The sequence below is a fragment of the Meiothermus sp. CFH 77666 genome (genome assembly GCF_017497985.1).
Classification (GTDB): Bacteria; Deinococcota; Deinococci; order Deinococcales; family Thermaceae; genus Meiothermus.
Genome location: NZ_JAGDFV010000013.1, coordinates 25,101 through 49,290 on the forward strand (window position 1 = coordinate 25,101; position 24,190 = coordinate 49,290).

Sequence of the window (24,190 nt, forward strand, 5' to 3'; positions counted from 1 at the left end):
AAATATGAGTCTAGTAAACTCATGACTAGACCACCAACCACTGCTGCCGCCACTCCTCCACCCACTCGCTGTAGTAGCCCTGCATGAAACTCTGTGAACGCTCGAAGCCCCGGTGGGACGGGAGGTTGCCCGGCTCCAGGTCGCACTTCCACTCGGCCTGGGGATCCAGGGTGTACACCCCGCCGTGGCTCTGCACGCTCTCCTGCCAGCCCAGGGCCTGGCGTAGTTTTTCGATAACCTCCCACAGCGCTTTGCGGGGGTTTTTGTTGCGGGGGTCGCCCAGCCGATCCAGCAGCACCTCGAGGCTGGCCTCCCTGCCATGCACCAGCAAAAACACCAGCAGCTCGCCGGTTTTGCTGACCGCCGGGATGGGCACAGGCCGGCCATTCACCCGCACTTCCAGCCGCCCAAAGGGCCGCACCTCCACCCGGAAGGGCTGCTTCTGCAGGGGCTCCAACTCCAGCATCCGGGCCAGGGCCGGAAAACAGCCCAGCTCTTCCCGGGCCCACAGGCTTTGTAAGTCCTGGCCTGCCAAAAGCGCCCTGGCCTGCTCTGCTTGGCCCTGCTGACGGGCCAGCTCGGCCTCTAGCACCCGCAGCACCAGTTGGCCCCGCTGGCCCAGTTGCCCCGACTCCACGTACCCCTGCAAGCGTGGCAGGCTTTGTCGGACGCTCCTCTGTTCGCCCAGCATCAGCCGGGTTGCGGCCAGATCGGCCTCCAGCCAGACCTCGTGGGGGTTTATCTGCCAGGCTTGCAGCAGCTTGGCCAGGGCCTCTTCCACTCGCCCCATCAGGCGCAGGGTGTGGCCCCAGCCCCACAGGGCCAGTTGACGGTCTGTAGCCTCGCTAGCGGCGCGGTAGGCAAGCTGGTAACTGTGCAAAGCACGCGGCCACTCCCCCAGGCTGCGCCGCACCGCCCCCACCCCGGCCAGGGCCTTGGAGCGGAACCCTCGGGCCCCCTCCTTCTGGCTTATTCGCAGGGCCTCTAGCAGGTGTTGTTCGGCCTGCTGAGGCTGATCGTTGAGCAGCGCAAAGCCCAGGCTGTTATGGGCCCAAGCCAGGTAGTAGGGGTCGGGCTCCAGGTAGCCCAGCGCCTCGGCCCAGCAGACCCGCGCCTCCGCCAGCCGCTGCCGGGCGTTTAGAAAGCCCCCCAGGTCAATCAGCATTCGCCCCAACGCCGCCCCCTGCAGATGGGGCCGGGCCTGCTCCAGCACCTGCTGCCAGTCGGGGCGCCCCAGCCAGAAAAGGGCTTCGCCTTTGGTGCGGTAAAAAATGCCCCAGTCCAGCTCGGGTTCGTTTTCAAGCTGCTCGAGTACCTCCAGCGCCTCGGCATAGCGCCCCCCGCGAACCAGTGCCCAAGCCCGGTAAACTTGCCCCTGCACCGGGCCCTGGTGCTGCTCGAACCAGTTCAGGATGCGCTCGGGCATTCTGGCCCTGCACAAAGCTTTCAGGTAAAGCTGCTGCAAGCGGGCATCCTGGGCGAACGGGCCGGGCAGCCCCTCGAGCAGGCTCACAAACTGCTCGGCTTGCTGGTGGGTCTGGCACTGTTCAAACTGCTCATGAAGCAGGTGAAGGGCTGTTTGGTTACGCTCATTTTCCCAAAGCCCCTCAAGGGAGAGTGCCAACAGTTTCAGATCAGCTCGTTTCACCTTGGCGTTATATTACCCAGCGCATAACCATCGAGGGAGGCCATTTTGACCTCCCCCGAATGCGGCCCACTAGCCGCCGGTGCCAATTTTGGGCCGGTCGCCATCGGCCAGATGCGGCCCTGCCGTAGCCCCCTGGGGCGTGGCAAGCGCCAGCAGGCCCAGCAGCACCAGCGCCAGCAGCCACCCTTTCGCCCAAACCGATTGCCTGAGGTTGTTTGTGCCTATTGTGGGATTGTGAAAGTTCGTTTTCACAACCCCCAGGGTCGGGGCCCGGTATGCGCGATTCGTGCAGGGTGATGTAACCTAAGCGTCAGAGACCTGCGCGAACCCCAAGCAAGTGCCAAAACCCAGGGGGGTTCGCGCAAGCCGAGAAATCGGCTAGGGGACATTGAAAACCCGTTTTCCCCCCACCCTCCGCCACCCTGCGTCGGAACCCTTTTTGGGGGGGTTCGCGCAAAACCCCCCTTGAGCCGCGTCCAGCACGCACGCTAAAATGGGGCCGTTGCACTCGGGCGAAAGCTCGAGTGAGGATTGAAACATCACCGCCGCTGACACGTACCCCTCGAAGGTCGGGGTTGCACTCGGGCGAAAGCTCGAGTGAGGATTGAAACAGGAGCAGGCGTGCCCACGAGGGGAGCGCCTTTGCGTTGCACTCGGGCGAAAGCTCGAGTGAGGATTGAAACCCTGCAGCCTGGCGAGAATCTGGTGGAACTTGTCCAGTTGCACTCGGGCGAAAGCTCGAGTGAGGATTGAAACCAAACCGGGTGCTTTCTCAGCCACACGGGTATGGGGTTGCACTCGGGCGAAAGCTCGAGTGAGGATTGAAACTGGCATCGGTGGGACTTGAGTCCCGATAGGCAATCTGTTGCACTCGGGCGAAAGCTCGAGTGAGGATTGAAACTTCGAGCTCTGCTAAGGGCAGCGTCAGCCGTGCCCTCGTTGCACTCGGGCGAAAGCTCGAGTGAGGATTGAAACGGCGACTCTCATGAGCCCCAAATGAGAAATCCCAGGTTGCACTCGGGCGAAAGCTCGAGTGAGGATTGAAACAGGGCCCATCCCTGGGCCATAGGCAGATCAGAGCCCGTTGCACTCGGGCGAAAGCTCGAGTGAGGATTGAAACAATGGCCGGATTTTGGTGTCAATGGCGTACCGGATGTTGCACTCGGGCGAAAGCTCGAGTGAGGATTGAAACCTCCCGGCACAAGAGAACCATTTGATAGTCCACCGGTTGCACTCGGGCGAAAGCTCGAGTGAGGATTGAAACGGGGTTGCCCCCCAACCACACGTAGGCTAGCACAACGTTGCACTCGGGCGAAAGCTCGAGTGAGGATTGAAACCAAGATACATCGCTTGTCTCCTTTTCCACCGTGATGTTGCACTCGGGCGAAAGCTCGAGTGAGGATTGAAACTCTCACTCGGAGTAAGCCTGAGCGCATTCAAGCGGTTGCACTCGGGCGAAAGCTCGAGTGAGGATTGAAACACGCTGCAGCCCCCGCTGCACTAGCAGCGCCATGTTGCACTCGGGCGAAAGCTCGAGTGAGGATTGAAACCTTGCTGGAGCACCTGTAGGCGCGCCAAGATTTGGTGGTTGCACTCGGGCGAAAGCTCGAGTGAGGATTGAAACCACCCTGCACACCAGCGCTTGACGCTTGACCCGAGTTGCACTCGGGCGAAAGCTCGAGTGAGGATTGAAACTCCTCCTTGCCCTGGATTGCCCGCCAGGGCTCGGGTTGCACTCGGGCGAAAGCTCGAGTGAGGATTGAAACGGGGAGAAGGCCGCTTGTGAGGGCGAATCGCCCTCGTTGCACTCGGGCGAAAGCTCGAGTGAGGATTGAAACTTCAACCTGGCAGGGTATACCGTTAGCGTCAAGCGTTGCACTCGGGCGAAAGCTCGAGTGAGGATTGAAACATCTATCCCGGCTATCATTATCCCAGGCTTGCCGGCCGTTGCACTCGGGCGAAAGCTCGAGTGAGGATTGAAACACGGAGATGTGTTCGGGCTTGTCGCCGGGCTTGGCCGTAGGTTGCACTCGGGCGAAAGCTCGAGTGAGGATTGAAACTTGGGGGAAAATCCTTGAACACCGGAAGCTCGCCATCTGTTGCACTCGGGCGAAAGCTCGAGTGAGGATTGAAACATCGTGGGAATTTCGGATCCTACGAAGCCGCATTGGTTGCACTCGGGCGAAAGCTCGAGTGAGGATTGAAACGCTGGGACGAAGCGCGCTGGGCGGAATTTTTCGCTCGTTGCACTCGGGCGAAAGCTCGAGTGAGGATTGAAACCGTTACATGTAGCGTTGTTCATGCGTAGCTAGCGTGTTGCACTCGGGCGAAAGCTCGAGTGAGGATTGAAACTAGAGGGCGGATTTTTGCCTCTAGAGCGTACTTTATGTTGCACTCGGGCGAAAGCTCGAGTGAGGATTGAAACGGCGACTCTCATGAGCCCCAAATGAGAAATCCCAGTTGCACTCGGGCGAAAGCTCGAGTGAGGATTGAAACTGTATTTCCGCCGCCAGCCGACAATGTGGGCATCGTTGCACTCGGGCGAAAGCTCGAGTGAGGATTGAAACTTTATAACTTTAGCCTATATCCCACTCTATAAGCCGCTCAGGTTGCACTCGGGCGAAAGCTCGAGTGAGGATTGAAACTTTGTCGGGCCGAGCGAAAAATTCCGCCCAGCGCGCGTTGCACTCGGGCGAAAGCTCGAGTGAGGATTGAAACGGGCGGCATGTGTCCCAGCGATTCTCATAATCGCTGGTTGCACTCGGGCGAAAGCTCGAGTGAGGATTGAAACGGTTCATTCGCTCACGCATGACAGTCAGTTCCTCAAGTTGCACTCGGGCGAAAGCTCGAGTGAGGATTGAAACTGATTCTGGTGTCAAGGCCAACAGAAGATTCAAGGGTTGCACTCGGGCGAAAGCTCGAGTGAGGATTGAAACGCCAGATTGGGCAGCGCTTCATGCCCACCTACGTTGCACTCGGGCGAAAGCTCGAGTGAGGATTGAAACTTTATGCGCCGCATCCACCAAAGCAAGCAAGTCCTCGTTGCACTCGGGCGAAAGCTCGAGTGAGGATTGAAACATGCTCGATGACCTCCGCGATGACTTCGCGCACAAGTTGCACTCGGGCGAAAGCTCGAGTGAGGATTGAAACGGCGGGGACGCGGAGGTCATGCTCGATGACCTCCGCGAGTTGCACTCGGGCGAAAGCTCGAGTGAGGATTGAAACCCAGGGTTCCGTACCTGAACGTGTCCATGTACGGGGTTGCACTCGGGCGAAAGCTCGAGTGAGGATTGAAACCGATAATACAGAAGGGGGATACCAGGGCGGAAGCGTTGCACTCGGGCGAAAGCTCGAGTGAGGATTGAAACGGCTTGGAGACGGGCTTGTCCGCCGTAGGCTTGGTTGCACTCGGGCGAAAGCTCGAGTGAGGATTGAAACTTCACGAAAGCCACCCGGCAGGTCGAGCAATGCTTCGTTGCACTCGGGCGAAAGCTCGAGTGAGGATTGAAACGCTGTACCTCCTTCCTTTCTCCTGACTCTCCTTCTCGGTTGCACTCGGGCGAAAGCTCGAGTGAGGATTGAAACCTCCTCCTTCGCGGCAAGGAAGGCGAACAGCTTGTCGTTGCACTCGGGCGAAAGCTCGAGTGAGGATTGAAACGGGTAATTCGCACCCGTTCCTGGGGGGTTGCCAATGTTGCACTCGGGCGAAAGCTCGAGTGAGGATTGAAACATAGACTGATAGCAGACATCCCCTTCGGGGAAGTTGCACTCGGGCGAAAGCTCGAGTGAGGATTGAAACATGCAAAATGAGCATGATTGCTCCGTGGAGTGATGGGTTGCACTCGGGCGAAAGCTCGAGTGAGGATTGAAACCGCCAGGGCAGCACGGTCAAAACCTACCTGAAGGGTTGCACTCGGGCGAAAGCTCGAGTGAGGATTGAAACGCTGGGCTGGATTGGGTATGCACGTACTCTCCGCCGTTGCACTCGGGCGAAAGCTCGAGTGAGGATTGAAACGTTGCAGTAATTGATTGCGAGCGGGATGCCCGCAATGTTGCACTCGGGCGAAAGCTCGAGTGAGGATTGAAACGCTGAGGTCGTGCATGACCTCGCGTACAACCTCCGCGTTGCACTCGGGCGAAAGCTCGAGTGAGGATTGAAACGCCGGAATCCCGGCAAACTTGGACAAATGCCGGGGTTGCACTCGGGCGAAAGCTCGAGTGAGGATTGAAACGCCGATCTGGATACCCTCCTGGAATATACGGTCTTGTGTTGCACTCGGGCGAAAGCTCGAGTGAGGATTGAAACAGATACGTCTCCACCTCTCCCGGAGTTGGGAGTGGCGTTGCACTCGGGCGAAAGCTCGAGTGAGGATTGAAACTGCGCGCGCTGCTGGAAAAGGAGCGAGGGATGTGGATGGTTGCACTCGGGCGAAAGCTCGAGTGAGGATTGAAACCTTTATCTGGGGTACGCTCAGGCTGGGAACTTCCCGTTGCACTCGGGCGAAAGCTCGAGTGAGGATTGAAACCTATATGGAGCTTGGAAGCCAAGCTTTTCCAGAGCGTTGCACTCGGGCGAAAGCTCGAGTGAGGATTGAAACCAGGTACTTTTTCTCATAAACCTCCTGTGCTGCTTGTTGCACTCGGGCGAAAGCTCGAGTGAGGATTGAAACAACGACATCATGCTGATAAGTCCAAGCGAGATAACCGGTTGCACTCGGGCGAAAGCTCGAGTGAGGATTGAAACGCCGGGTTGGGGTGCGACTGGGCCCTGGCTCCAGTCGGTTGCACTCGGGCGAAAGCTCGAGTGAGGATTGAAACGCCGTAGCTATCGAAATACTCCTCGACAGCCCTTGTTGCACTCGGGCGAAAGCTCGAGTGAGGATTGAAACGGCGTCCAAAGCGTAGCGGATTTGGGGTACGCTCATGTTGCACTCGGGCGAAAGCTCGAGTGAGGATTGAAACTGAGGCTACCAAGCCCGCCAAGTCTGAGGCTACCAAGGTTGCACTCGGGCGAAAGCTCGAGTGAGGATTGAAACCGCTACCAAGCCCACCAAGTCTGAGGCTGCCAAGCGTTGCACTCGGGCGAAAGCTCGAGTGAGGATTGAAACCAACGAGGGTCGTGCGGGGTTGCACCAACCGGTTATGTTGCACTCGGGCGAAAGCTCGAGTGAGGATTGAAACAGCAAATGCCAGCCCCATTGACAAAATGGGGGCGTTGCACTCGGGCGAAAGCTCGAGTGAGGATTGAAACACGAGGAGGTGAGAAAGGAGAAGGGAGGCATGAAGGGTTGCACTCGGGCGAAAGCTCGAGTGAGGATTGAAACCCAACCCGAAGATAGCGGCCCATCTGAGCCACCAGGTTGCACTCGGGCGAAAGCTCGAGTGAGGATTGAAACGTAAAGCCGCCAAGACCTCAGCAAGAGTCTCCGCGGTTGCACTCGGGCGAAAGCTCGAGTGAGGATTGAAACAGGTCGTGGCTGAGGTTGTACGTGAGGTCGTGGCTGTTGCACTCGGGCGAAAGCTCGAGTGAGGATTGAAACTCTCGCGGGATGGCAATAGCTTACCATGCCTCCAGGTTGCACTCGGGCGAAAGCTCGAGTGAGGATTGAAACGCGGGCTTGGTGGGCTTGGTAGCGGGCTTGGTGGGCGTTGCACTCGGGCGAAAGCTCGAGTGAGGATTGAAACAGTAGGGAAACGAGGTGAGGCAAGCATTCCTCCAACGTTGCACTCGGGCGAAAGCTCGAGTGAGGATTGAAACGAGCCCCAAAACGAGGCCGGGGATGGTGGTGCGGGTTGCACTCGGGCGAAAGCTCGAGTGAGGATTGAAACACATCCTGGTCAACGATGGGGGTCGGAGCAAACTCACGTTGCACTCGGGCGAAAGCTCGAGTGAGGATTGAAACGACGGTGCATCGTTTGTGGTGGGGGCGCTGCCCTTTGTTGCACTCGGGCGAAAGCTCGAGTGAGGATTGAAACTCGTTGCCGAAATAAGTTTACCCCGGCTATCCGCCGGGTTGCACTCGGGCGAAAGCTCGAGTGAGGATTGAAACCGACCCAGAAAAAAATGTGTGGGTGCGTAAAGGGAGGTTGCACTCGGGCGAAAGCTCGAGTGAGGATTGAAACGCTGGAGTTCAAGTTGGATTGAGTATAGCTGTATCGTTGCACTCGGGCGAAAGCTCGAGTGAGGATTGAAAATGGCCCAGTGAAAACCAAGCGTTCTATGGCTGCGCGTTGCACTCGAGCGAAAGCTCGAGTGAGGATTGAAAGTTTTGGTATGTATTTGAATCAGCGTACTATCAACGAATATAACCAGGTCATTTTCTTTGCTCCTGGACATACTCGAGGGAACTTTTTTTACCTTTGAGTTTGATCTGCGGGGGGGCAGGTCTTTTTTGGGGGTTAGCAGGCTCGAAAACCATGAAATCGCTGGCCCAGGAGGTTGGGTCTGGGCCGTAGACTCTTCTTTTGGACTTTTTAGAGAACGTGCGGTCCATGTCTTTATGCTACAGTTCATCAATCACTGGATTTCAAACTTGGCTCGGGCAGCAAGGCAAAGCCTACCTATTCCTATCGAGCGAAAGCTAAGGTAAAGATTGGAACTTGGGCATGAGTCCGAATAACCGCTCCCTTGGACAAGATACTCGTCTCACCTGCGCTGCTCCTGGACATATTCTAGAGACGATTTTGACCCCGGTTTTAGTTGGATCGGTTTTGGTAAAACCGGTTTGCTGGGTTTGGTAGGCACAATAACGGAAAGTCGTCAGGCCATTTTGTTCTTTTCTTTTTTTTGGCTTCACGCTTCATGTCCTTATGGTAACTGTTCCACCCTGGCGAAGCTGTATGTGGATTAAGCTTGGAAGCCGGGCTGTTTCTTGAGTATACCCACAGCAGGCGTTGAGCCTAATGTTGTTTTAGTATGCGATTAGGGCTTCGGACGCCTGCCCCTGGGGCTAATCGGCCCGTTGATGGGCTTGTTTGGCTCCACAGTGCCCTGCCCTACACCAAGGGGAATATAAACACCATCAAGGTACTCGGAAGCTTGTTCATGGGAAACAAAGTGATCTAGAAGCTGTTTAGGATCACTTATAATTTTTCGCGATTTCTTACCTTTTTCCATTGCTTCTACAATTGCATTCTATCAAGCGTTTAAATCAGCCTTTTTTCCATTAAGATATAGCAAGGTTGATAAAAAATCTTGTAAAATGCTTTTGACAACTGCGGTGGGCTCGGACTCCCAATACCGCACGCGACTCTCCTGCGACCGAGCGCAGAGAGATGCCTTTTGATTTCAGGTTGCAAAGCCAGAGCCCGAACTCGTGCTGAGTTTGGAGGCTCTTCAATTCTAATCTTCTTCCGTACTTTCGTCGGGTTTTTCCGCTTCTTTGCGCGGCTTCAGGAGCGGGAACAGGATTACATCGCGGATGCTCTCCTGGTTGGTAAGCACCATGGCCAGCCGGTCTATGCCCAGGCCCATCCCGGCGGCGGGGGGCATGCCGTACTCGAGGGCCAGCAAAAAGTCTTCGTCAATTTCGGGCTCCTCGTCGTCGCCGGCCTCGCGGCGTTTGGCCTGCTCTTCGAAGCGGGCGCGCTGGTCGAGGGCGTCGTTTAGCTCGGAGTAGATGGGCGAAATCTCAAAACCGGCCACAAACAAATCGGCCCGTTCGGTCAGGTTGGGCTTGCTGGGGTCGCGGTGGCGTTTGACCAGGGGGCTTATGGCCAGGGGCACGTCCAGCACGTAGGTGGGCTGGATCAGGGTGGGCTCCACGTAGTGCCCGAACAGCTTGTCCAGCAGCTTGTAGCTGGGTACGCTGCGGAGTTCGGGGTGATGGACATCAGCCCAGGCCCGCAGGCGCTCGAGGTCGGTGGGGTCGAAGTCCAGGCCCGCTTTTTCTTTGAGGGTAGCGGTAAAGTCTATGCGGCGGAAGGGCTTGGCAAAGTTAATCAGGTGCTCGCCGTAGGGCACCTCGGTGGTGCCGAACAGGTGCTGCACCAGCCCCGAGAGCAGGTCTTCGATCAGGGCCATCATGTCGTGGTAGTCGGCGTAGGCCCAGTAGGCTTCCAGCATGGTGAACTCGGGGTTGTGTTTGACCGAGATGCCTTCGTTGCGGTAGTTGCGGCCAATCTCGAAGACCTTTTCAAAACCGCCTACCAGCAGCCGCTTTAGGTGCAGCTCGAGGGCTATCCGCAGGTTGAACTCGTGGTCGAGGGCGTTGTGAAAGGTTTTGAAGGGCTTGGCCTCGGTGCCCCCCGCAATGGCCTGAAGGGTGGGGCCTTCAACTTCCAGAAAGCCCTGCTGGTCGAAGTAGTTGCGGATGTAGCGCACCATGCGGCTGCGGATGCGAAACACCTCGCGCACCTCGGGGTTCTGGATCAGGTCGAGGTAGCGCTGGCGGTAGCGGGTTTCGACATCGCGGATGCCGTGCCACTTGTCGGGCAGGGGGTGCAGCGACTTGACCAGGGGGGTAAACTTTTTGACCTTGACCGTGATCTCGCCGGTCTTGGTGGTGAAGACCGTGCCCTCAATGCCCACAATGTCGCCAATATCCAGTTTTTTGATCAGGTCGTAGTGCTCGGTCAGGTCGCGGGCCAGGTAAAGCTGAATGCGTCCGCTCTGGTCTTGCAGATGGGCAAAGCTGGCCTTGCCCATGTGCCGGAAGGTCATCAGGCGGCCCGCCACCCGCACGGTCTCGTCGGGCCACTCTTCCTGGGGCCCGGCTCCGGCGTGGGCGGCTAAAATCTGGGCGGCGTCGTGGGTTTTGGGGAAGCGGTAGGGGAAGCGCTCGAACCCGGCCTCGACCAGGGCCTCACGGTTGGCCAGGCGTTGTTGGGTCTGTTCACTGTATTCAGGCATAAGTCCATCCAGCGTATAGAGTCTAGGCCCCAGGGCCGAAGATTGTCGAGGGTTGAGGGCGTCGCATAGCAAAAAACGCCTTCGGCGGCTGGCCTCGGGCGTTTGGGGGGTGGGGCAGCTAGTGCTTGATGGTCTCTACCTTGAACTCTTTTTTGCCCTTGGGGGTCTCGAGCATCACCTTGGCCCCCACCTTCTGACCCAGCAGGGCCTTGCCCAGGGGGCTCTCGTCGGAGATTTTCATGGGGCGCTCGAGGACGCTGGCTTCCGCCGGGGCCACCACCTGCACCTCCATGTGATCGCCTTCCTTGGACTTCAGGCTCACTATGGCCCCCAGGCTGACCACGCTCACCTTGTTGCCCTCTTCCTCCATGATTTCGGCGCGGGAGAGGGTGTCGGTCAGGGAGTCTATGCGGGCCTCGATGCGGGCTTTTTCGCGCTTGGCGTCCTCCAGACCGGAGTCGTCGTAGTCGTCCGAGGACTCCATAAGTTCCTGCAATATACGGGTGGCATCCTGCAAGCGGGCCCGTTCTTGCTCGAGCTCGGCCACCAGACGTTCATATCCCGATTTGGTTAGTTTAACTTCGCGTGCCATCCGGCCTCCTGAAACCTGAGTATCTGCGGCGCATAGTGTGTTGCGCTAATCGCTAACGATGCTGCGCCATCGTTCTGAGATTTATATGAGATGGCCTTCCTGAGTCAAGGAAGAGGCCCGGCGCACCTTCTGCCGAGCCTGGTTTTAACCCACCTGCTCAGGGCAGTATACCCCTTAAGAGGATTTCTCTCAAACGCCCCGGCCTGGACGCCCCCGAGCAGCTTTCGGTGTCGCGGCACAGGGCCACATAGCGAAAGTGCCGCTGGTTTTCCCCCACCCCAAAGCGGAAGAACTGCGCCGCCGTGCGGGAGACATGCCGCAAGCAAGCCTCGCAGATGATGGGTGTGGTGCTGTTGGAGCGCTCGAGGGGTTCCAGCACCAGATGGAGCGGGCTTTCTTCGATGTGTACCCGCCCTTCGCTATCCCGGTAATAAAGCACTTCCCCCGGAGGCAAGAGCTCCGGGGAAGTTCCAGGGAACAGCTCTAAGATCAGTTCCCGCTCTTCAAAAACTTTTTCCCCCATGTTGAGAGTAGCTTACCACGCCCTCACAGAGAGCGTCCAAGGCTTGTCACCTGGCAGGGGGTGTGTCCCTGTTTCAACCAGCCTCAACAACCCCAACTCGCCGTGAAACCCCTCTGGATGCCGATCACCATAGCGGCACTGACCTTCCGGCGCAGACCGAGTACCCCTACGGGGGCTTGGATAGAGCTTTGTGCAGCACCCCAAGGGGGATTGACCGTCTGGGTTCATTGGTTGATTTTGGGACGCACCCTCACCTGGCAGGTGACGTGTAGCCAGTGGCTTGTGGCTTATAGCCTTTGACTTTGGGCCTTCAGCTTTCGGCTCTAAGCTTCTGTTTTTGCTATCTGCTATAGGCCATCCGCTTTTTGTGAAAACTGTAGCGAGACCTTCTTTCCCAACCTGTTAGTCAGCCTAATATTTCATGCGTATGAAGTTTGCATTGGACGAAACGTTAGACGAGCTATGGCAGCTGTCCACCCATCTAGTCTGGCAGATGCGGCTCGATCAGCAGAGGGCTTTCGAGGGTCTGGGGGTCTCCCCCATGCAAGCCTTTGCGCTAATGTGCATCTCGGAGGGCATTGACCAGCCTTCGGGGCTGGCCTTCGTGATGGACGCCTCGCCGCCTGGGGTCTCGCAGCTTCTGGCGAGCCTCGAGGAGCGGGGTCTGGTGCACCGCCAGCTCGATGCCAGCGACAAGCGCAAGGTGCGTATTGTGCTGACCGAGGCCGGTAAGGATTTTCTGGTGCAGATGCGCAAAAACTGGAGGGAAGTTTCGCGTGAACGCTTCGCCCGGCTCAGCCCAGAGGAAATTACTATGCTAACCCGGAGCTATCGCAAGCTCACCGAGCCTGCCCCCGACAAAGACGTGCAGTCCCCAGAAAGGTCGGTGGAGCCATGAACAGGCCTCCAGGATTAGGAGATAGGGTTCTGGGGCCAAACGGCAGACATGTGGCGCTGGCCCTGCTGATCGCTGGTACCTTCAACGCCGGGCTGGCGCAGGGGTTCTTTGCACCCCTGGAGAACCATCCCTCGCTGTTGCAGGCCCGGTTGGGGCTGGAGGCGGCCCAGGCCCAGTTGCGGGCCACCCAGAGCCCGGTCAGTGTGCAAGCCCAGGGGGGGTTTTCGTTTTTTGAGGTGTCCCCGCCCCCCGGCCCTCCTACCTGCCCCAATCCGCTCAACCCGCAGTGCGCTAGCCTGCCCGGCGAGGCCCGGCAGATCACCCTGGGCCTGACCTTTACGCCCTTTCCCTTCGGCGATGTTGCCGATGCGGTCGGTCAGGCGGCGCTGGGGGTGGAACAGGCTGCACTGGGGGTGCGGCAGGCCCGCACCCAGCTCGAGGCCCAGGCGGTGGAGGCTTTCTGGCGGGTGCGGTTGGCCGAGTCGGGGCTGGAAGTGGCACGGCTGGGGGTGCGGCTGGCCCAGGCCAACCTCGAGGCCACCCGGCTGCGCGAAAGCCGGGGAGCGGCCAGCCCCAGCGAGGTGCGCCAGGCCGAGGCCAGCCTGCGCCAGGCGGCCATCCAGCAAACCGACGCCGAGCGCAACCTGGCCCTGGCCCGGCAGAGCCTGGCCGACCTGATCGGGCCCAGCAGCGCCACCCCACCCCGGCTGGCCGTGCCCACCGAGGGCACCCCGCCCCAGGTGCGGCAGGCCGAACTCCAACTGGCTAACGCCCAGATCGCCTACGACCGGGCGGTGCGGGGGGTGCTGCCGGTGGTGCAGGGTAGCTACACCCGCAACACCTCCGACAACGACTCGCTCACCCTGTCCATCAACTCCCGCACCCTGCAACCGAGCCTCAGCTACACCAACACCTCCCAGGGCCGCAGTGCCCCTCAGGATCGCATCAACGGCACGCTGCAAATCGGCCTTTCGGCCAACATCGCCTTCGGGGTGCTGGATGCCCTCGAGGCTGCCCAGAAGCAGGTGGACGCAGCCCGTCAGGCCGTGGAGGCCGCCCGGCGCAGCAGCAAGTTGCAAGAGGATTTGCTGCGCTCTTCCCTGCAGACCGCCGAGCAAAACCTGACCAACGCCCAGCAGGTGCGCTCCGACGCCGAGCGCAGCCTGAACGAAGCCCGCGAGCGCGAACGGCTGGGGCTTGCGAGCCCCCTCGCCACCCTGCAAGCCGAACTGGCCCTGGCCCAGGCCCGCCTGGGCGTGGAGCAAGCCGAACTCAACCGCATCCAGCGAATTTTAGATCTGTACCGCTTTTTTGCCCTACCCCTCAGCGAGGTGAACCGATGAAACTGGCCATCCCCACCCTTTTGACCCTCCTGACCACGCTCACATTGGCCCAGGCCCAGAACCTGAGCCTGGAAACTGCCCTGGCCAAGGCGCTGGAGCAAGCCCCGGTAGTTGCAGCCAAAGTCGAACTCGACGATGCCAGGGCCAATCTGCAAAGGGTGCTTTCCGACCCCCTCCTGACCCGCCCCAGCAAGGTGCAGGCCGAGCAGCGCTCTGCGCTCGCACAGGCCAGCTACGACCGGGCCGTGGTGCAGGCCCAGAGCAGCATTGTGGGGGCCTACACCCAGCTGCTCGAGGCCCAGATTCAGGTGCGCCTGGCCCAGAAGGCCCTGGAGGTTGCCACGCGGGGCCTGGAAATTGCCCAGATTCGCCAGCGCAACGGCTCCGGCACGGCCCTGGATGTTCGCAACGCCCAGAACCGCCTGGATGACGCCCGCAGCAACGCCACCCGGGCCGAAAACGGCCTGGCCCTGGCCCAGACCTCGCTGCGGAGCCTGGTGGGGCCTTTTGCAAACGTGGCCCCCTTACCGAACCCACCTGCCATGCCCGAGGCCAGCCTGATTCGGGAGCTACTGGGCAAGAACCCGGACGTGCTACAGGCCCGCCAGCGGGCCGAGCTGGCCAGCCTGCAGGTCGAACTGCTCGACCCCAGCTATGCGGCCCGGGCCGAGATTGACGCCGCGAAGGCTCGAGCCGAGCAAGCCGTGGCGGGTGCGCGGGAACTCGAGCGGGGTCTGGGCTTGCAGTACGACTCGCTCTACCAGAACCTCCAGGCCGCCCAGCGGGCCCTGGGCGTCCAGCAGGCCGCCCTGGCCAATGCCCGCGAGACCCTGGCCAACGAGAAAAAGCGGCTCGAGGCCGGTCTGATTAGCCAGGTAGCCTACCTGCAGGCCGAGCTTTCCTTCATTCAGGCCGAGCTTGCGGCCCAGCAGGCCCTGGGCAACTACTACCGCGCGTACTACAGCCTGCTGGCAGGAGGTCGCTAGTGTTGGGCCAGACTTTCCTCCGAGGCGGGCTTGCGCTGGGGTTGGTGGGCCTGTTGCTGGTGGGCTGTGGCCCTCGGCGGGCACAGAGCGAGGCCCCGCAAGCCGCTGAAGGCGCGGTTTCGCGCAGCATCAAGGTGCGGGTTGTAACGCCCGAAACCGGCACCCTCACCACCACCCGCACCACCGGGGCCACCCTCTCCCCTGCTCGCGAAAGCCAGGTGGGGGCTACCGCCTCGGGCAAGGTACTGGAAGTGCTGGTACGGGAGGGTAGCCGGGTGGCAGCGGGGCAGGTGGTTTTGCGGCTCGACCCCGTCAACGCTCAGTCGGCCCTGCGAAACGCCGAACTGGCCCTCGAGCAAGCCAGGGTGAACCTCGAGCGGGCCCAGCGCTCCACCTCGGGCTCCCTCGCGCCGTTGCAGTCCAGCCTCGAGTCGGCCCTGGCCAACCTACAGGTGGCCGAGCGGCGCTACCGCGAGGGCAAGCAGCTTTTCGCCGCCGGGGCCATTGCTCAGGTCGAGCTGACCGGCCTCGAGGCGGCTTACAACCAGGCCAAAGCCGCCGCCGACAACGCCCGCGAGAACCTGGCCCGCGCCCAGCGCGCCTCCAGCGAAGACCTGGCCCTGCTGCGCCTCCAGGTGCAGCAAGCCCAGAACCAGCTAGCTCAGGCCCGGCGGGCCGTGGCCGATACCGAGGTCAAGGCCCCCTTTGCAGGTGTGGTGGCCGAAACCTTCGTAAACCCCGGCGAGTTCGTTTCGGCGGGGCAGCGGGCTTTTAGGCTGGCCGATACCAGCCGGCTCGAGGCCAGCTTCCGCCTGCCGCCCGAGGAAGCCGCCGCCCTGCCCTTAGGCAGCCAGGTCAACCTGATTTTTGGCGGCCAGACCTACCCCGCTACCCTCAGCAAGAGCAGCAAGGTGCCGGGCACCGACCGGCTGGTGGAGCTGGTGGCCGAGGTCGGGGGCAGCCTGCCCCCCGGCGCCAGCGCCCAGGTGCGTTACACCCTGCGCCTGGCCCAGGGCCGACTGCTGCCGGCAGGGGCTTTACGCACCGAAGGGCGTAATACCTTCGTGTTCGTGGTACAGGACGGCAAAGCCGTGCGGACGCCGGTGCGGGTGCTGGGCGACACCGGCACCCGTGTGGCCGTGGAAGGGCTCTCCGGCCAGCCGGTGGTGTTTCCGGTGCCCTCGAGCCTCTCCGACGGCGATACCGTGGAGGTGGTGCAGTGAGGGTTCGCCAGGCCCAAATCTTTGTGAACCCCGTGCCTTCTCTCCTTGTAGGAGAAGGTAGCGACACCCCACCGATGCCTTTGCGCTCCATTGCGGCGAAGCCATTGGCTGGATCGGGGGTGTTGTCGGATGAGGGGCATATGGAACGCCCCTCGAAAATAACCATTCAGGTTGGGCTGGTATCAGCGCAGCAGGAGGGGGGGCCGGTATGAGCCAGGAAGAACGCAAAAACCCAGCGCCCCAGACCGGCGATAAACCGGAGAACCCACTCATTGCGTTCTTTGTCAAGCGCTTCGTGTTCTCCACCGCGGTATTCCTGGCCATGGTGCTCTTCGGCCTCATCTCGGGTAGCCGGGTGGGGGTAGACCTGCTGCCGCGCTTCGAAATTCCGGTGGTGGCGGTCACGACCGCCTACCCCGGCGCCGGGCCCGAGGAGGTCGAGCAGCAGATAAGCCGCCCCATCGAGGATGCGGTCTCGACCCTTTCCGGCCTCGACCAGATCGCCTCGCTTTCGGGGGAGGGCTTCTCCCAGGTGATTGTTTCGTTCGAGTTTGGGCAGGACATCAACCGCGTGGCCACCGATGTCTCCCAGCGGGTGGCGGCGGTGCGAGGCCAGTTGCCGCGCGAGGCCCAGGCCCCGGTGGTGCAACGCTTCGACCCCGCGGCAGCGCCCATCCTGTTCATCGCGCTGTCCGCCGAGGGGCGCGACCTGCGCGAGGTGGCCAAGTACGCCAACGATGTGCTCAAGCCCCGGCTGCAGCTGGTGGGCGGGGTGGCCGATGTGCAGGTACAAGGCGCCCCCGACCGGCAGATTCAGGTCTTGCTCGACCCCTACAAGGTGGCCGCCTACAACCTCTCCCCAGCCCAGGTGGTGGGGGCCATCCAGACCTCGGCGCTGGCGGTGCCTGCTGGCACCCAGAGCAACCAGGGGCAGCGCCTGCTGTTCACCCTGCGCAACACCCCCACCACCCCGGAAGAGGTGGGGCGCATCCTGGTAGACCCTGCACGGGGCCTCGAGGTGCGCGACCTCGGCGTGGTGCGCGACACCCAGGCCGAGCCCACCCGCCTGACCCGGCTCAACGGCCAGCCGGTAATTCCCCTGGCCATCCGCAAAACCCCCGACTCCAACGCCGTAGCGGTGGCCCAGGGCATCAAGCGCACCCTCCAGGAAGCCCGCCTGCCCCAGGGCTACCAGGCCCGCATCGTGGGCGACACCACCACCTTTATCGAGAACACCGTCAACGACACCTTCCGCGAGGTGCTGCTGGTCGCCCTGATCGTCTCCTTCATCACCCTGATCTTTCTGGGCAAGCTCAACTCGGTTTTTAGCGTGGTGCTGGCCATTCCCATCACCATGTCGGGCGCTTTGATTGTGTTTGGCTTGCTGGGCTTTACCTTCAACGTCATCAGCCTGCTGGCCATCATCGTGGCGGTCGGCATCGTGGTAGACGACTCCATCGTGCTGGCCGAGAACATCGAGCGTTACCGCAAGATGGGCTACGACAACCTGCAAGCGGTGCTGAAGGGCTCTACCGAGGTACTCTCGGCGGTTTCGGCGGCCACCCTCTCGCTTTTGGCGGTGTTCTTGCCGATTAGCTTTTTGCCGGGCATCATCGGGGAGTTTTTCCGGCAGTTTGGCATCGTGCTGGCCGCGGCCATTGCGGTGAGCTGGCTCGAGGCCCTGTTCTTCCTGACCGTGCGCCTGGCTTACTTCCCCGACCCCGAGCCCCCCACCTGGCGGCAACTGGGGGCCCGCTTTTTGGGTCTGGGCCAGGATCTGCGCTGGGGGCTGCGGTTGCATGTCTACCGGCAGCCGGGCCTGAGCTGGGAGCGCCGCCTGTTCAATGTGCTGATTACGCCCATCACCCTGCTCCTGGCCCCCTTGCGCTGGCTGTTCTCGGTGATTTTCGGGCTGGCCGGGGCCATTACCGGCAGCCTGCACGGGGTTTCGGAGCGGGTATTCCTGGGGCTGCGCGAGCTGTATGCCCGCAGCCTGGCCGCCGCCCTGAAGCGAAGCGGTCTGGTGCTCTTGCTGGGCCTGGGCTTCTTCCTGAGCATTGGCTATGTGGGCCCCAAAATTCCTTTCAACTTTACCGCCAAAAACGACAACGGCCAGATGAACGTGGATCTGGTGCTGCCCAAAGGCACCGCCCTCAGCGAGACCGATGCCCTTACAAGGCGGCTCGAGGGCTGGCTGGCGACCCGGCCCGAGGTTCGGGCAGTACTCAACACCGTGGGCAGCTCACAAAACATCCTGGGCGCGGGCAACCCCGAACGGGCCCGCCTGGTGATTGAGCTGGTGCCCAAGGACGAGCGCGAGAACGTCTACGACCTGCTGCCCACCTACCGCGAGGCCCTGGAGAAGCTCCTGGCCGACCGCCCCGAGGCCGACCTGCGGGTGACCGTGCCGGAAGGGGGGCCGGGTGGGGCTGCCGACCTGCAGTACACCCTGACCGCCCCCAGCCCCACGCTGCTGGCCGAAAAGAACCGCCAGGCCCTCCAGGTCATGCGGCAGCTCCCCTACCTCATTGATGTGCGCAGCAGCCTCGAGGAGACCGCCAGTGAGCGGGTACTGGTGCCCAACCCCAACAAGCTCCAGGGCACCGGCCTGACCCCCAACGACCTCGCCCAGACCCTGCGCATCTACAACGCCGGCACCGAGGCCGGCAACCTGCGCTCCGGCGGCGACGATATTCCCATCGTGGTCAGGGCCGACCCGCGCTTCGTACCCGACCAGACCAGCCTGCTCTCGCTGCCGGTCACCGCCCCGGCCCTGCGCAGCGCCCTGCCCCTGGGGAGCTTAGGGCAGTTCGAAAACCGCCAGACCCCCGCGCAGCTTTCGCGTACCAACCAGGCTTTCTCTACCGGCATCAACGCCAATCGTGCGCCCGGCACCGAGATCGGCACCTTCCAGCTTTCCAACCTGGTGCGCCAGGAGCTGGAAAAGGCCGGGGTCTTTACCGATGGGGTGCGCCTCGAGACCCAGGGCTCCACCGCCTTTGTGGGCGACCTGGCCCGCAGCGCCCCCATTGCCTTCGGGCTGGCCCTGCTGCTCAACTTTCTGGTGATCTCGAGCCAGTTCAACACCTTCCGCTACCCGCTCTACCTGCTCCTGCCCGTGCCGCTCGCGCTGGTGGGGGCCTTCTGGTTCCTCTACTTCTTCAGAAGCGGCCTCGACGTGGTCTCGGTGCTGGGCGTGGTCATTCTGATTGGACTGGTCACCAAAAACGCCATCCTGCTACTGGACTTTGCGGTGCGCGAGGCCCGCGAAAAGCCCCTCTACGATGCCCTGGTAGAGGCGGCCCGGCTGCGTCTGCGCCCCATCCTGATGACCACCCTGACGGTGCTGATGATCTCCATACCCCTCATAGCCGCGGCTGGCGAGGGCTCGGAGTTCCGCAAGCCCCTGGGCATCATCATCCTGGGCGGAGTCTCGGTTTCCATGCTGCTGACGCTGTTTGTGGTGCCGGCTGCGTTCTACCTGTTTGAGCGCAAACGCTACGAGAAGATGCGCCAGGAGCGCACCAGCTTGCAGGGCGCCGCGCCAGCGGTGGGGGATTGAGTACGCTTTGCCTCGGGACGATTAGCGCTCTCAAAAAGCATGTGGCCAAACCGGATTCTGAACTCCAGATCCACAGATTCGGACATCATTTGAAAACCACCTAGCAACCACAACAGCAACCACCACAATGGTAGTTTGATTGACCTTAAGCCCAGGTATTACGATAGGCAACATGCTCTACCATCTGATTGGCGAAGAGAGCGAGTTGCGCCTGCTCCAGTATCAACATGCCGAGGCCCTTTACAACCTGATCATGCAAAACCGTGAACACCTTGGCCGCTGGCTACCCTGGATTGATGAATACAACACTGTGAATTCGCTTTACTACTACATTCGCGACTCACTGGAGGCTTTCTCAAAGGGTACAGAGCTGCCACTCACCGTCTGGCACCAAAGCGAACTTGCGGGTATGGTCGGCCTTTACGAGATCAGACTGCACCATCGAAAGGCCCAGATCGGCTACTGGCTCGGCGAATCGTTCCAGGGCAAAGGGCTGATCTACAGGTCTATACGTGCGCTGCTGGCCCACGCCTTTACCGAACTAGGGCTTGGCAGAGTGGAAATCCAGGTGGCGAGCCACAACCCGCGTAGTAGAGCCGTGCCTGAACGGCTGGGATTCAAGCCCGAGGGGGTTTTGCGGCAAGCCTTCATCGTGCGCCAGGAGGTACAAGACCTGGTGGTTTACGGCATGACCCTCCAGGATTGGTTTGCGTTTCAGGCTTCGCTGGTCGAGTTCTCTTGAATACAAATACCAAGTTACCTCCAAGTCACCTGGTAAGTCACCCAACAGCAGGTCAAAAGTATGAGCAAATACCGCGTTTTCTGGCTGGTTTTCTTTGGAGGTCTGCTGCTTTTTGCCGGGGCCATGGTCTGGTACACCCGGCAGGCCCTCAAGCCCTATCCGGCAAACCAGGCTGCCCAGGCGGCCCTGCAAACCGATGCCCAGGTGCAGGTTCGCGCCACCCCCTACGGCTGGATCTTCCTGCCGCCAGGGCCTGTTAGGGGCGGGCTGGCCTTCTATCCGGGGGGTCTGGTAGAGCCCCAGGCCTATGCCCCCGTGATGCGCCGGATTGCCCAGGGGGGGTACCGGGTGGCGCTGCTCCAGGTGCGCTTTAACCTGGCCGTCACCGAGCAAGGCAAGGCCCGCCAGGCCATCGCCGAGGCGCCCGACCTGCCCTGGGCGGTGGGGGGTCATAGCCTGGGGGGGGTGGTGGCCTCCAACTTCGCCGACAGCAACCCCAGCGTAAAAGCCCTGGTGATGTGGGCCGCCTATCCCCAGAACGATCTCTCGAGCAAAACCCTGCCCACTTTGGCCCTGTTTGGCGAAAAAGATGGGGTCATTCGGCAAGAGCAGCTCGAGGCCAGCCAGAGTAAATTTCCGCAGAACACCCTCAAACAAACCATTCCGGGCCTCAATCACGCGGGGTTTGGTTCGTACGGCCCCCAGCGCGGCGATAACCCTGCCAGCATCACCCCTAAGGCGGGCTGGGACGAGATTGCTCGCAGAACCTTGGCGTTTCTGGATCAAACGCTGGTCAAGCCTTAATGGCTATGACTTTCCAAACCGGCGCCCGGCGATGAAACGGTCCACCCAGCGGTCGGGTAACATACGCGCCAGAAGGGCCCCGACTCTGGCATCCCGCCCCACCACATAGCGGGTTTTGGGGCGGGCCGAGACCAGGGCTTGCTCCACAACCTTAGCCACTTCGTTGGGGTGCAGGCCTCTGCCGTCCTGGCCCCGGATATAGCGCAGGATGCCGTCAATAGCACCACCGTAGAGCTGGGTGGCATCAGGGGAAAGCTGCTCTTTGAGTGCCTCGCCCCAGGCAATCCCCTTGCGCCAGATGGGCGTCTGGATATTGCCGGGCTCGATGATGGACACTTCGATACCCCAGGGTGCCAGCTCCCGCCTGAGGGCATCGCCAATGGCCTCGAGGGCAAACTTCGAGGCCGCATACGGCCCCATCAGGGGCGCCGCTACCCGCCCGCTGATGGAGCTCATCAGGACTATCCGCCCTCTGGCCTCCCGCAGCAGGGGCAAAAAGGCCTGGGTGACGGCCACCTGTCCAACCACGTTGACCTCGAGCACCCGCCTGAGCTCCTGCAAGGGCACAAACTCGAGCGGCCCCGCCACCGCAATCCCGGCATTGTTCACCAAACCCTCGAGCTTTGGTGTTTGGGTGAGGACAAACTGAACCGCCTTGCGAATAGAGGCTTCGTCTGCCACGTCCAGCAGAACCGGCGTCAGGTGGCCTTTTGACTTTTGCTGCAGGGCTTCGGCATCGGTATTTTTGCGCACCCCGGCAAAAACCCGGTAGCCCCGGTCTTGCAGCCACAGCGCACAGGCCTCCCCGATGCCGGTCGAGGCGCCGGTAATCAGCACGGTTTTCACCTTTCCACCCTTTCCAGCACCACCACGGCCAGGGCGTAGTGCTTCTCGTGCGAAAGCGAGAGGTGCGCCCTGAGGGAGCCCCCTTGCAGTTGGGCCAGGAGGCCGGGGGCAAAGCGCAAGGCGGGTCTTTTTCCCTCCATCTCCACCCAGACCTCGAGCCAGCCAAAAGACTCCGGCCAGCACTTCTGAAAGGCTTCCTTGGCCGCAAAGCGAACCGCCAGCGAAGGAACCGGGTCGGCCTTGGCCAGACAGTAGGCGATTTCGGGAGGGGCGAAGTGGCGCTCTAAAAACCGCTCGGGATGCCGCTCCCAGACCCGGCGCAGCCGCTCTAGCTCTACAATGTCGGTGCCAATAGCCACGATGGACATCGGTTAGCATTGTAAGCGCTGTGCTGCCCAGAGCCTTTCTGTCCCGCATGGCCGACCTGCTCGGCGAGGATTTTCCCCGCTTCCTGCAAGCCCTCACCGGCGCCGACCGCAGCTATGGCCTGCGGGTAAATACCCTCAAACTGACCCCCGAACAGCTTTTACAGATAAGCCCCTGGCCGCTGGAGCCCATTCCCTGGTCGCCCGAGGGCTTCTACTACCCCACCGAGGCCCGTCCGGGGCCTCATCCGTTCTACTATGCCGGGCTCTACTACATCCAGGAACCTTCGGCCCAGGCCGTGGGGATGCTGGCCGACCCCCAGCCAGGGGAACGGGTGCTCGACCTGGCCGCCGCCCCCGGCGGCAAAACCACCCATCTGGCCGCAAGGATGCAGGGAAAGGGGCTGCTGGTGTCCAACGAAATTGATAGCAGCCGCGTCCGCGGGCTCTTAGAAAACGTGGAGCGCTGGGGGGCCTGTCTGGCGGTAGTCTCGACATCTGTCGAGAAACTGGCCCAGCAGTGGGGCGCCTACTTCGACAGGGTGGTGCTGGATGCGCCCTGCTCGGGCGAAGGGATGTTCCGCAAGGACCCCGAGGTGGTGCGCCACTGGGGGCCGGGGGCTCCGGCGCGGGCCGCGCGGGTGCAAAAAAGCCTGCTCGCTGCCGCCGGAGACCTGGTGCGTCCGGGGGGCGTGCTGGTCTACTCTACCTGCACCTTTGCCCCCGAGGAAAACGAGCAGGTGATTGCGGAATTCCTGCGCAGTCCGGGCTGGGAACTCGAGGACGCCCGCATCCACCCCGCTTTCGCACCGGGGGTTCCGGCCTGGGGCGATGGCAACCCGGCCCTGGCCAAAACTGCCCGGCTGTGGCCCCACCTTTTGCGGGGGGAGGGGCATTTTCTGGCCAGGCTCCGCAAAACCGAGGGCCATGAAAGCAACCCCGCGCTCGAGCGCGTGCCGCCCCTGTCCCGCGAGACACGGGCGCTATGGCAAGCCTGGAGTGAGGAACATTTGCGCGTGAGCCTTACGGGGGAAATCATGGAGCGCGCCGGTCACCTCTACCTGCTGCCGCCTGGGCTGCCCAGCCTGGCGGGCATCAAGGCCCCTGCGCCGGGGCTCTACCTGGGGGAAGCACGGGTGGGTCAGCGTAAGGATTCAGGCCGGTTCTTGCCGGGCAAACCCCTCGCGCACTACCTTCAGCCCAGCCAGGTGAAAAAAACGCTGGCCATAGATGTCGATGACCCTCGAGGTATACCCTTTGCCCTGGGCCAGCCTATCCCCGCCGAAGGTTCGGAAGGCTGGTATCTGGTTACGCTCCAGACGCCGGTAGGAGCCTTTGGCCTGGGCTGGGGACGGCTCAAGGGCGGGGTGCTGCGCCCTGGGAAAGTCGGGCTGTGATGGGTGAGAACCGCCTTTGGTCGAACGCTTTCAACACAGTAGGAGCCGTGAGGCAGGGAGCAGGGGACAGCGGTTGCAGGCCACCACCCACCTCCTACCACCAACGCCCGCCTTGTGTATGGTTGAAAGCTGGTTCCCAAAGTTGGTGTAAGCTCACTCTTCTTCAGCCTCGAGCCGCTTCAATAGCTCCTTGAGCTGCGCCTTCTGCTGACCCTCTTCCATCCCATCGGCCAGTTTTTCGATGGCCAGGCGCACCACCTCGGACTTGGAAACCAGTTGCTCGGGGCTGGATAGCTCGTAGGCCAGCCTGGTCAGGAGCGCGTCCTGATCATCGCTGATAACTACCTGCAAACGCTTTTTTTCTTTTTTGGGCATAACCGATATACGTTGGGGCAGTACGAGTATGGTAA

15 protein-coding genes and 1 CRISPR repeat array are annotated in these 24,190 nt (G+C 61.3%); of the genes, 8 read left to right on the forward strand and 7 right to left on the reverse strand.

All coding sequences use genetic code 11. From position 1 onward, the window contains the following. Nucleotides 1–25: 25 nt before the first annotated feature. From J3L12_RS08470 to J3L12_RS08485, 4 genes are all read right to left on the reverse strand, one after another. Complete coding sequence (locus tag J3L12_RS08470; RefSeq protein WP_208014618.1) at nt 26–1,648, reverse strand: tetratricopeptide repeat protein; 1,623 nt, start codon at nt 1,646–1,648, stop codon at nt 26–28. A 501-nt stretch (nt 1,649–2,149) separates the two neighbouring features. After that, nucleotides 2,150–7,915: direct repeats of the CRISPR family, unit length 37 nt; unit sequence GTTGCACTCGGGCGAAAGCTCGAGTGAGGATTGAAAC. 1,075 nt (nt 7,916–8,990) lie between these two features. Then, entirely contained in the window at nt 8,991–10,499 is a 1,509-nt protein-coding gene (gene lysS / locus J3L12_RS08475) for a lysine--tRNA ligase (RefSeq protein WP_208014619.1), read from the reverse strand. A 118-nt stretch (nt 10,500–10,617) separates the two neighbouring features. Then, nucleotides 10,618–11,091: a GreA/GreB family elongation factor gene (locus J3L12_RS08480; protein WP_208014620.1), complete on the reverse strand. Its 474-nt coding sequence runs from the start codon at nt 11,089–11,091 to the stop codon at nt 10,618–10,620. A gap of 157 nt (nt 11,092–11,248) precedes the next feature. Next, complete coding sequence (locus J3L12_RS08485) at nt 11,249–11,614, reverse strand: hypothetical protein (protein WP_208014621.1); 366 nt, start codon at nt 11,612–11,614, stop codon at nt 11,249–11,251. Between the two features lie 427 nt (nt 11,615–12,041). Between J3L12_RS08485 and J3L12_RS08490 the strand changes: the two genes are divergently transcribed. The 7 genes from J3L12_RS08490 to J3L12_RS08520 all read left to right on the forward strand — a co-directional run bounded on the left by J3L12_RS08490 (nt 12,042) and on the right by J3L12_RS08520 (nt 21,172). Further along, nucleotides 12,042–12,512 (forward strand): MarR family transcriptional regulator, encoded by a 471-nt coding sequence (locus J3L12_RS08490; protein ID WP_208014622.1) that lies wholly within the window; start codon nt 12,042–12,044, stop codon nt 12,510–12,512. A gap of 50 nt (nt 12,513–12,562) precedes the next feature. Beyond that, nucleotides 12,563–13,855 (forward strand): TolC family protein, encoded by a 1,293-nt coding sequence (locus tag J3L12_RS08495; RefSeq protein ID WP_347708869.1) that lies wholly within the window; start codon nt 12,563–12,565, stop codon nt 13,853–13,855. Beyond that, nucleotides 13,852–14,841 carry a TolC family protein gene (locus tag J3L12_RS08500; RefSeq protein WP_208014624.1) on the forward strand — a complete coding sequence of 330 codons (990 nt, stop codon included), beginning with the start codon at nt 13,852–13,854 and terminating at the stop codon, nt 14,839–14,841. The genes J3L12_RS08495 and J3L12_RS08500 overlap by 4 nt, the downstream gene beginning before the upstream one ends. Continuing rightward, nucleotides 14,841–16,064, forward strand: coding sequence for an efflux RND transporter periplasmic adaptor subunit (locus tag J3L12_RS08505; protein WP_347708870.1), 1,224 nt, complete (start codon nt 14,841–14,843; stop codon nt 16,062–16,064). The genes J3L12_RS08500 and J3L12_RS08505 overlap by 1 nt, the downstream gene beginning before the upstream one ends. Nucleotides 16,065–16,272: 208 nt before the next feature. Continuing rightward, the gene (locus J3L12_RS08510; RefSeq protein ID WP_208014625.1) at nt 16,273–19,626 is read left to right on the forward strand and encodes an efflux RND transporter permease subunit; all 3,354 of its coding nucleotides are present in this window, start codon (nt 16,273–16,275) and stop codon (nt 19,624–19,626) included. A gap of 172 nt (nt 19,627–19,798) precedes the next feature. Beyond that, the gene (locus J3L12_RS08515; protein ID WP_208014626.1) at nt 19,799–20,368 is read left to right on the forward strand and encodes a GNAT family protein; all 570 of its coding nucleotides are present in this window, start codon (nt 19,799–19,801) and stop codon (nt 20,366–20,368) included. A 60-nt stretch (nt 20,369–20,428) separates the two neighbouring features. Then, on the forward strand, nt 20,429–21,172 hold the full coding sequence (locus J3L12_RS08520) for an alpha/beta hydrolase (protein ID WP_208014627.1): 744 nt from the start codon (nt 20,429–20,431) through the stop codon (nt 21,170–21,172). A gap of 3 nt (nt 21,173–21,175) precedes the next feature. Here J3L12_RS08520 and J3L12_RS08525 read toward each other — a convergent pair whose 3' ends face one another. Together J3L12_RS08525 and acpS are read right to left on the reverse strand one after the other, a co-directional pair. Continuing rightward, on the reverse strand, nt 21,176–22,018 hold the full coding sequence (locus tag J3L12_RS08525; RefSeq protein ID WP_208014628.1) for an SDR family oxidoreductase: 843 nt from the start codon (nt 22,016–22,018) through the stop codon (nt 21,176–21,178). After that, entirely contained in the window at nt 22,015–22,386 is a 372-nt protein-coding gene (gene acpS / locus J3L12_RS08530) for a holo-ACP synthase (protein ID WP_208014629.1), read from the reverse strand. The genes J3L12_RS08525 and acpS overlap by 4 nt, the downstream gene beginning before the upstream one ends. A gap of 20 nt (nt 22,387–22,406) precedes the next feature. Between acpS and rsmF the strand changes: the two genes are divergently transcribed. Further along, nucleotides 22,407–23,780 (forward strand): 16S rRNA (cytosine(1407)-C(5))-methyltransferase RsmF, encoded by a 1,374-nt coding sequence (rsmF, locus tag J3L12_RS08535; protein WP_208014630.1) that lies wholly within the window; start codon nt 22,407–22,409, stop codon nt 23,778–23,780. Nucleotides 23,781–23,933: 153 nt separating this feature from the next. On the opposite strand, the gene J3L12_RS08540 is transcribed toward rsmF, so the two are convergent. Beyond that, on the reverse strand, nt 23,934–24,155 hold the full coding sequence (locus J3L12_RS08540; protein WP_208014631.1) for a transcriptional regulator: 222 nt from the start codon (nt 24,153–24,155) through the stop codon (nt 23,934–23,936). Nucleotides 24,156–24,190: the final 35 nt, after the last annotated feature.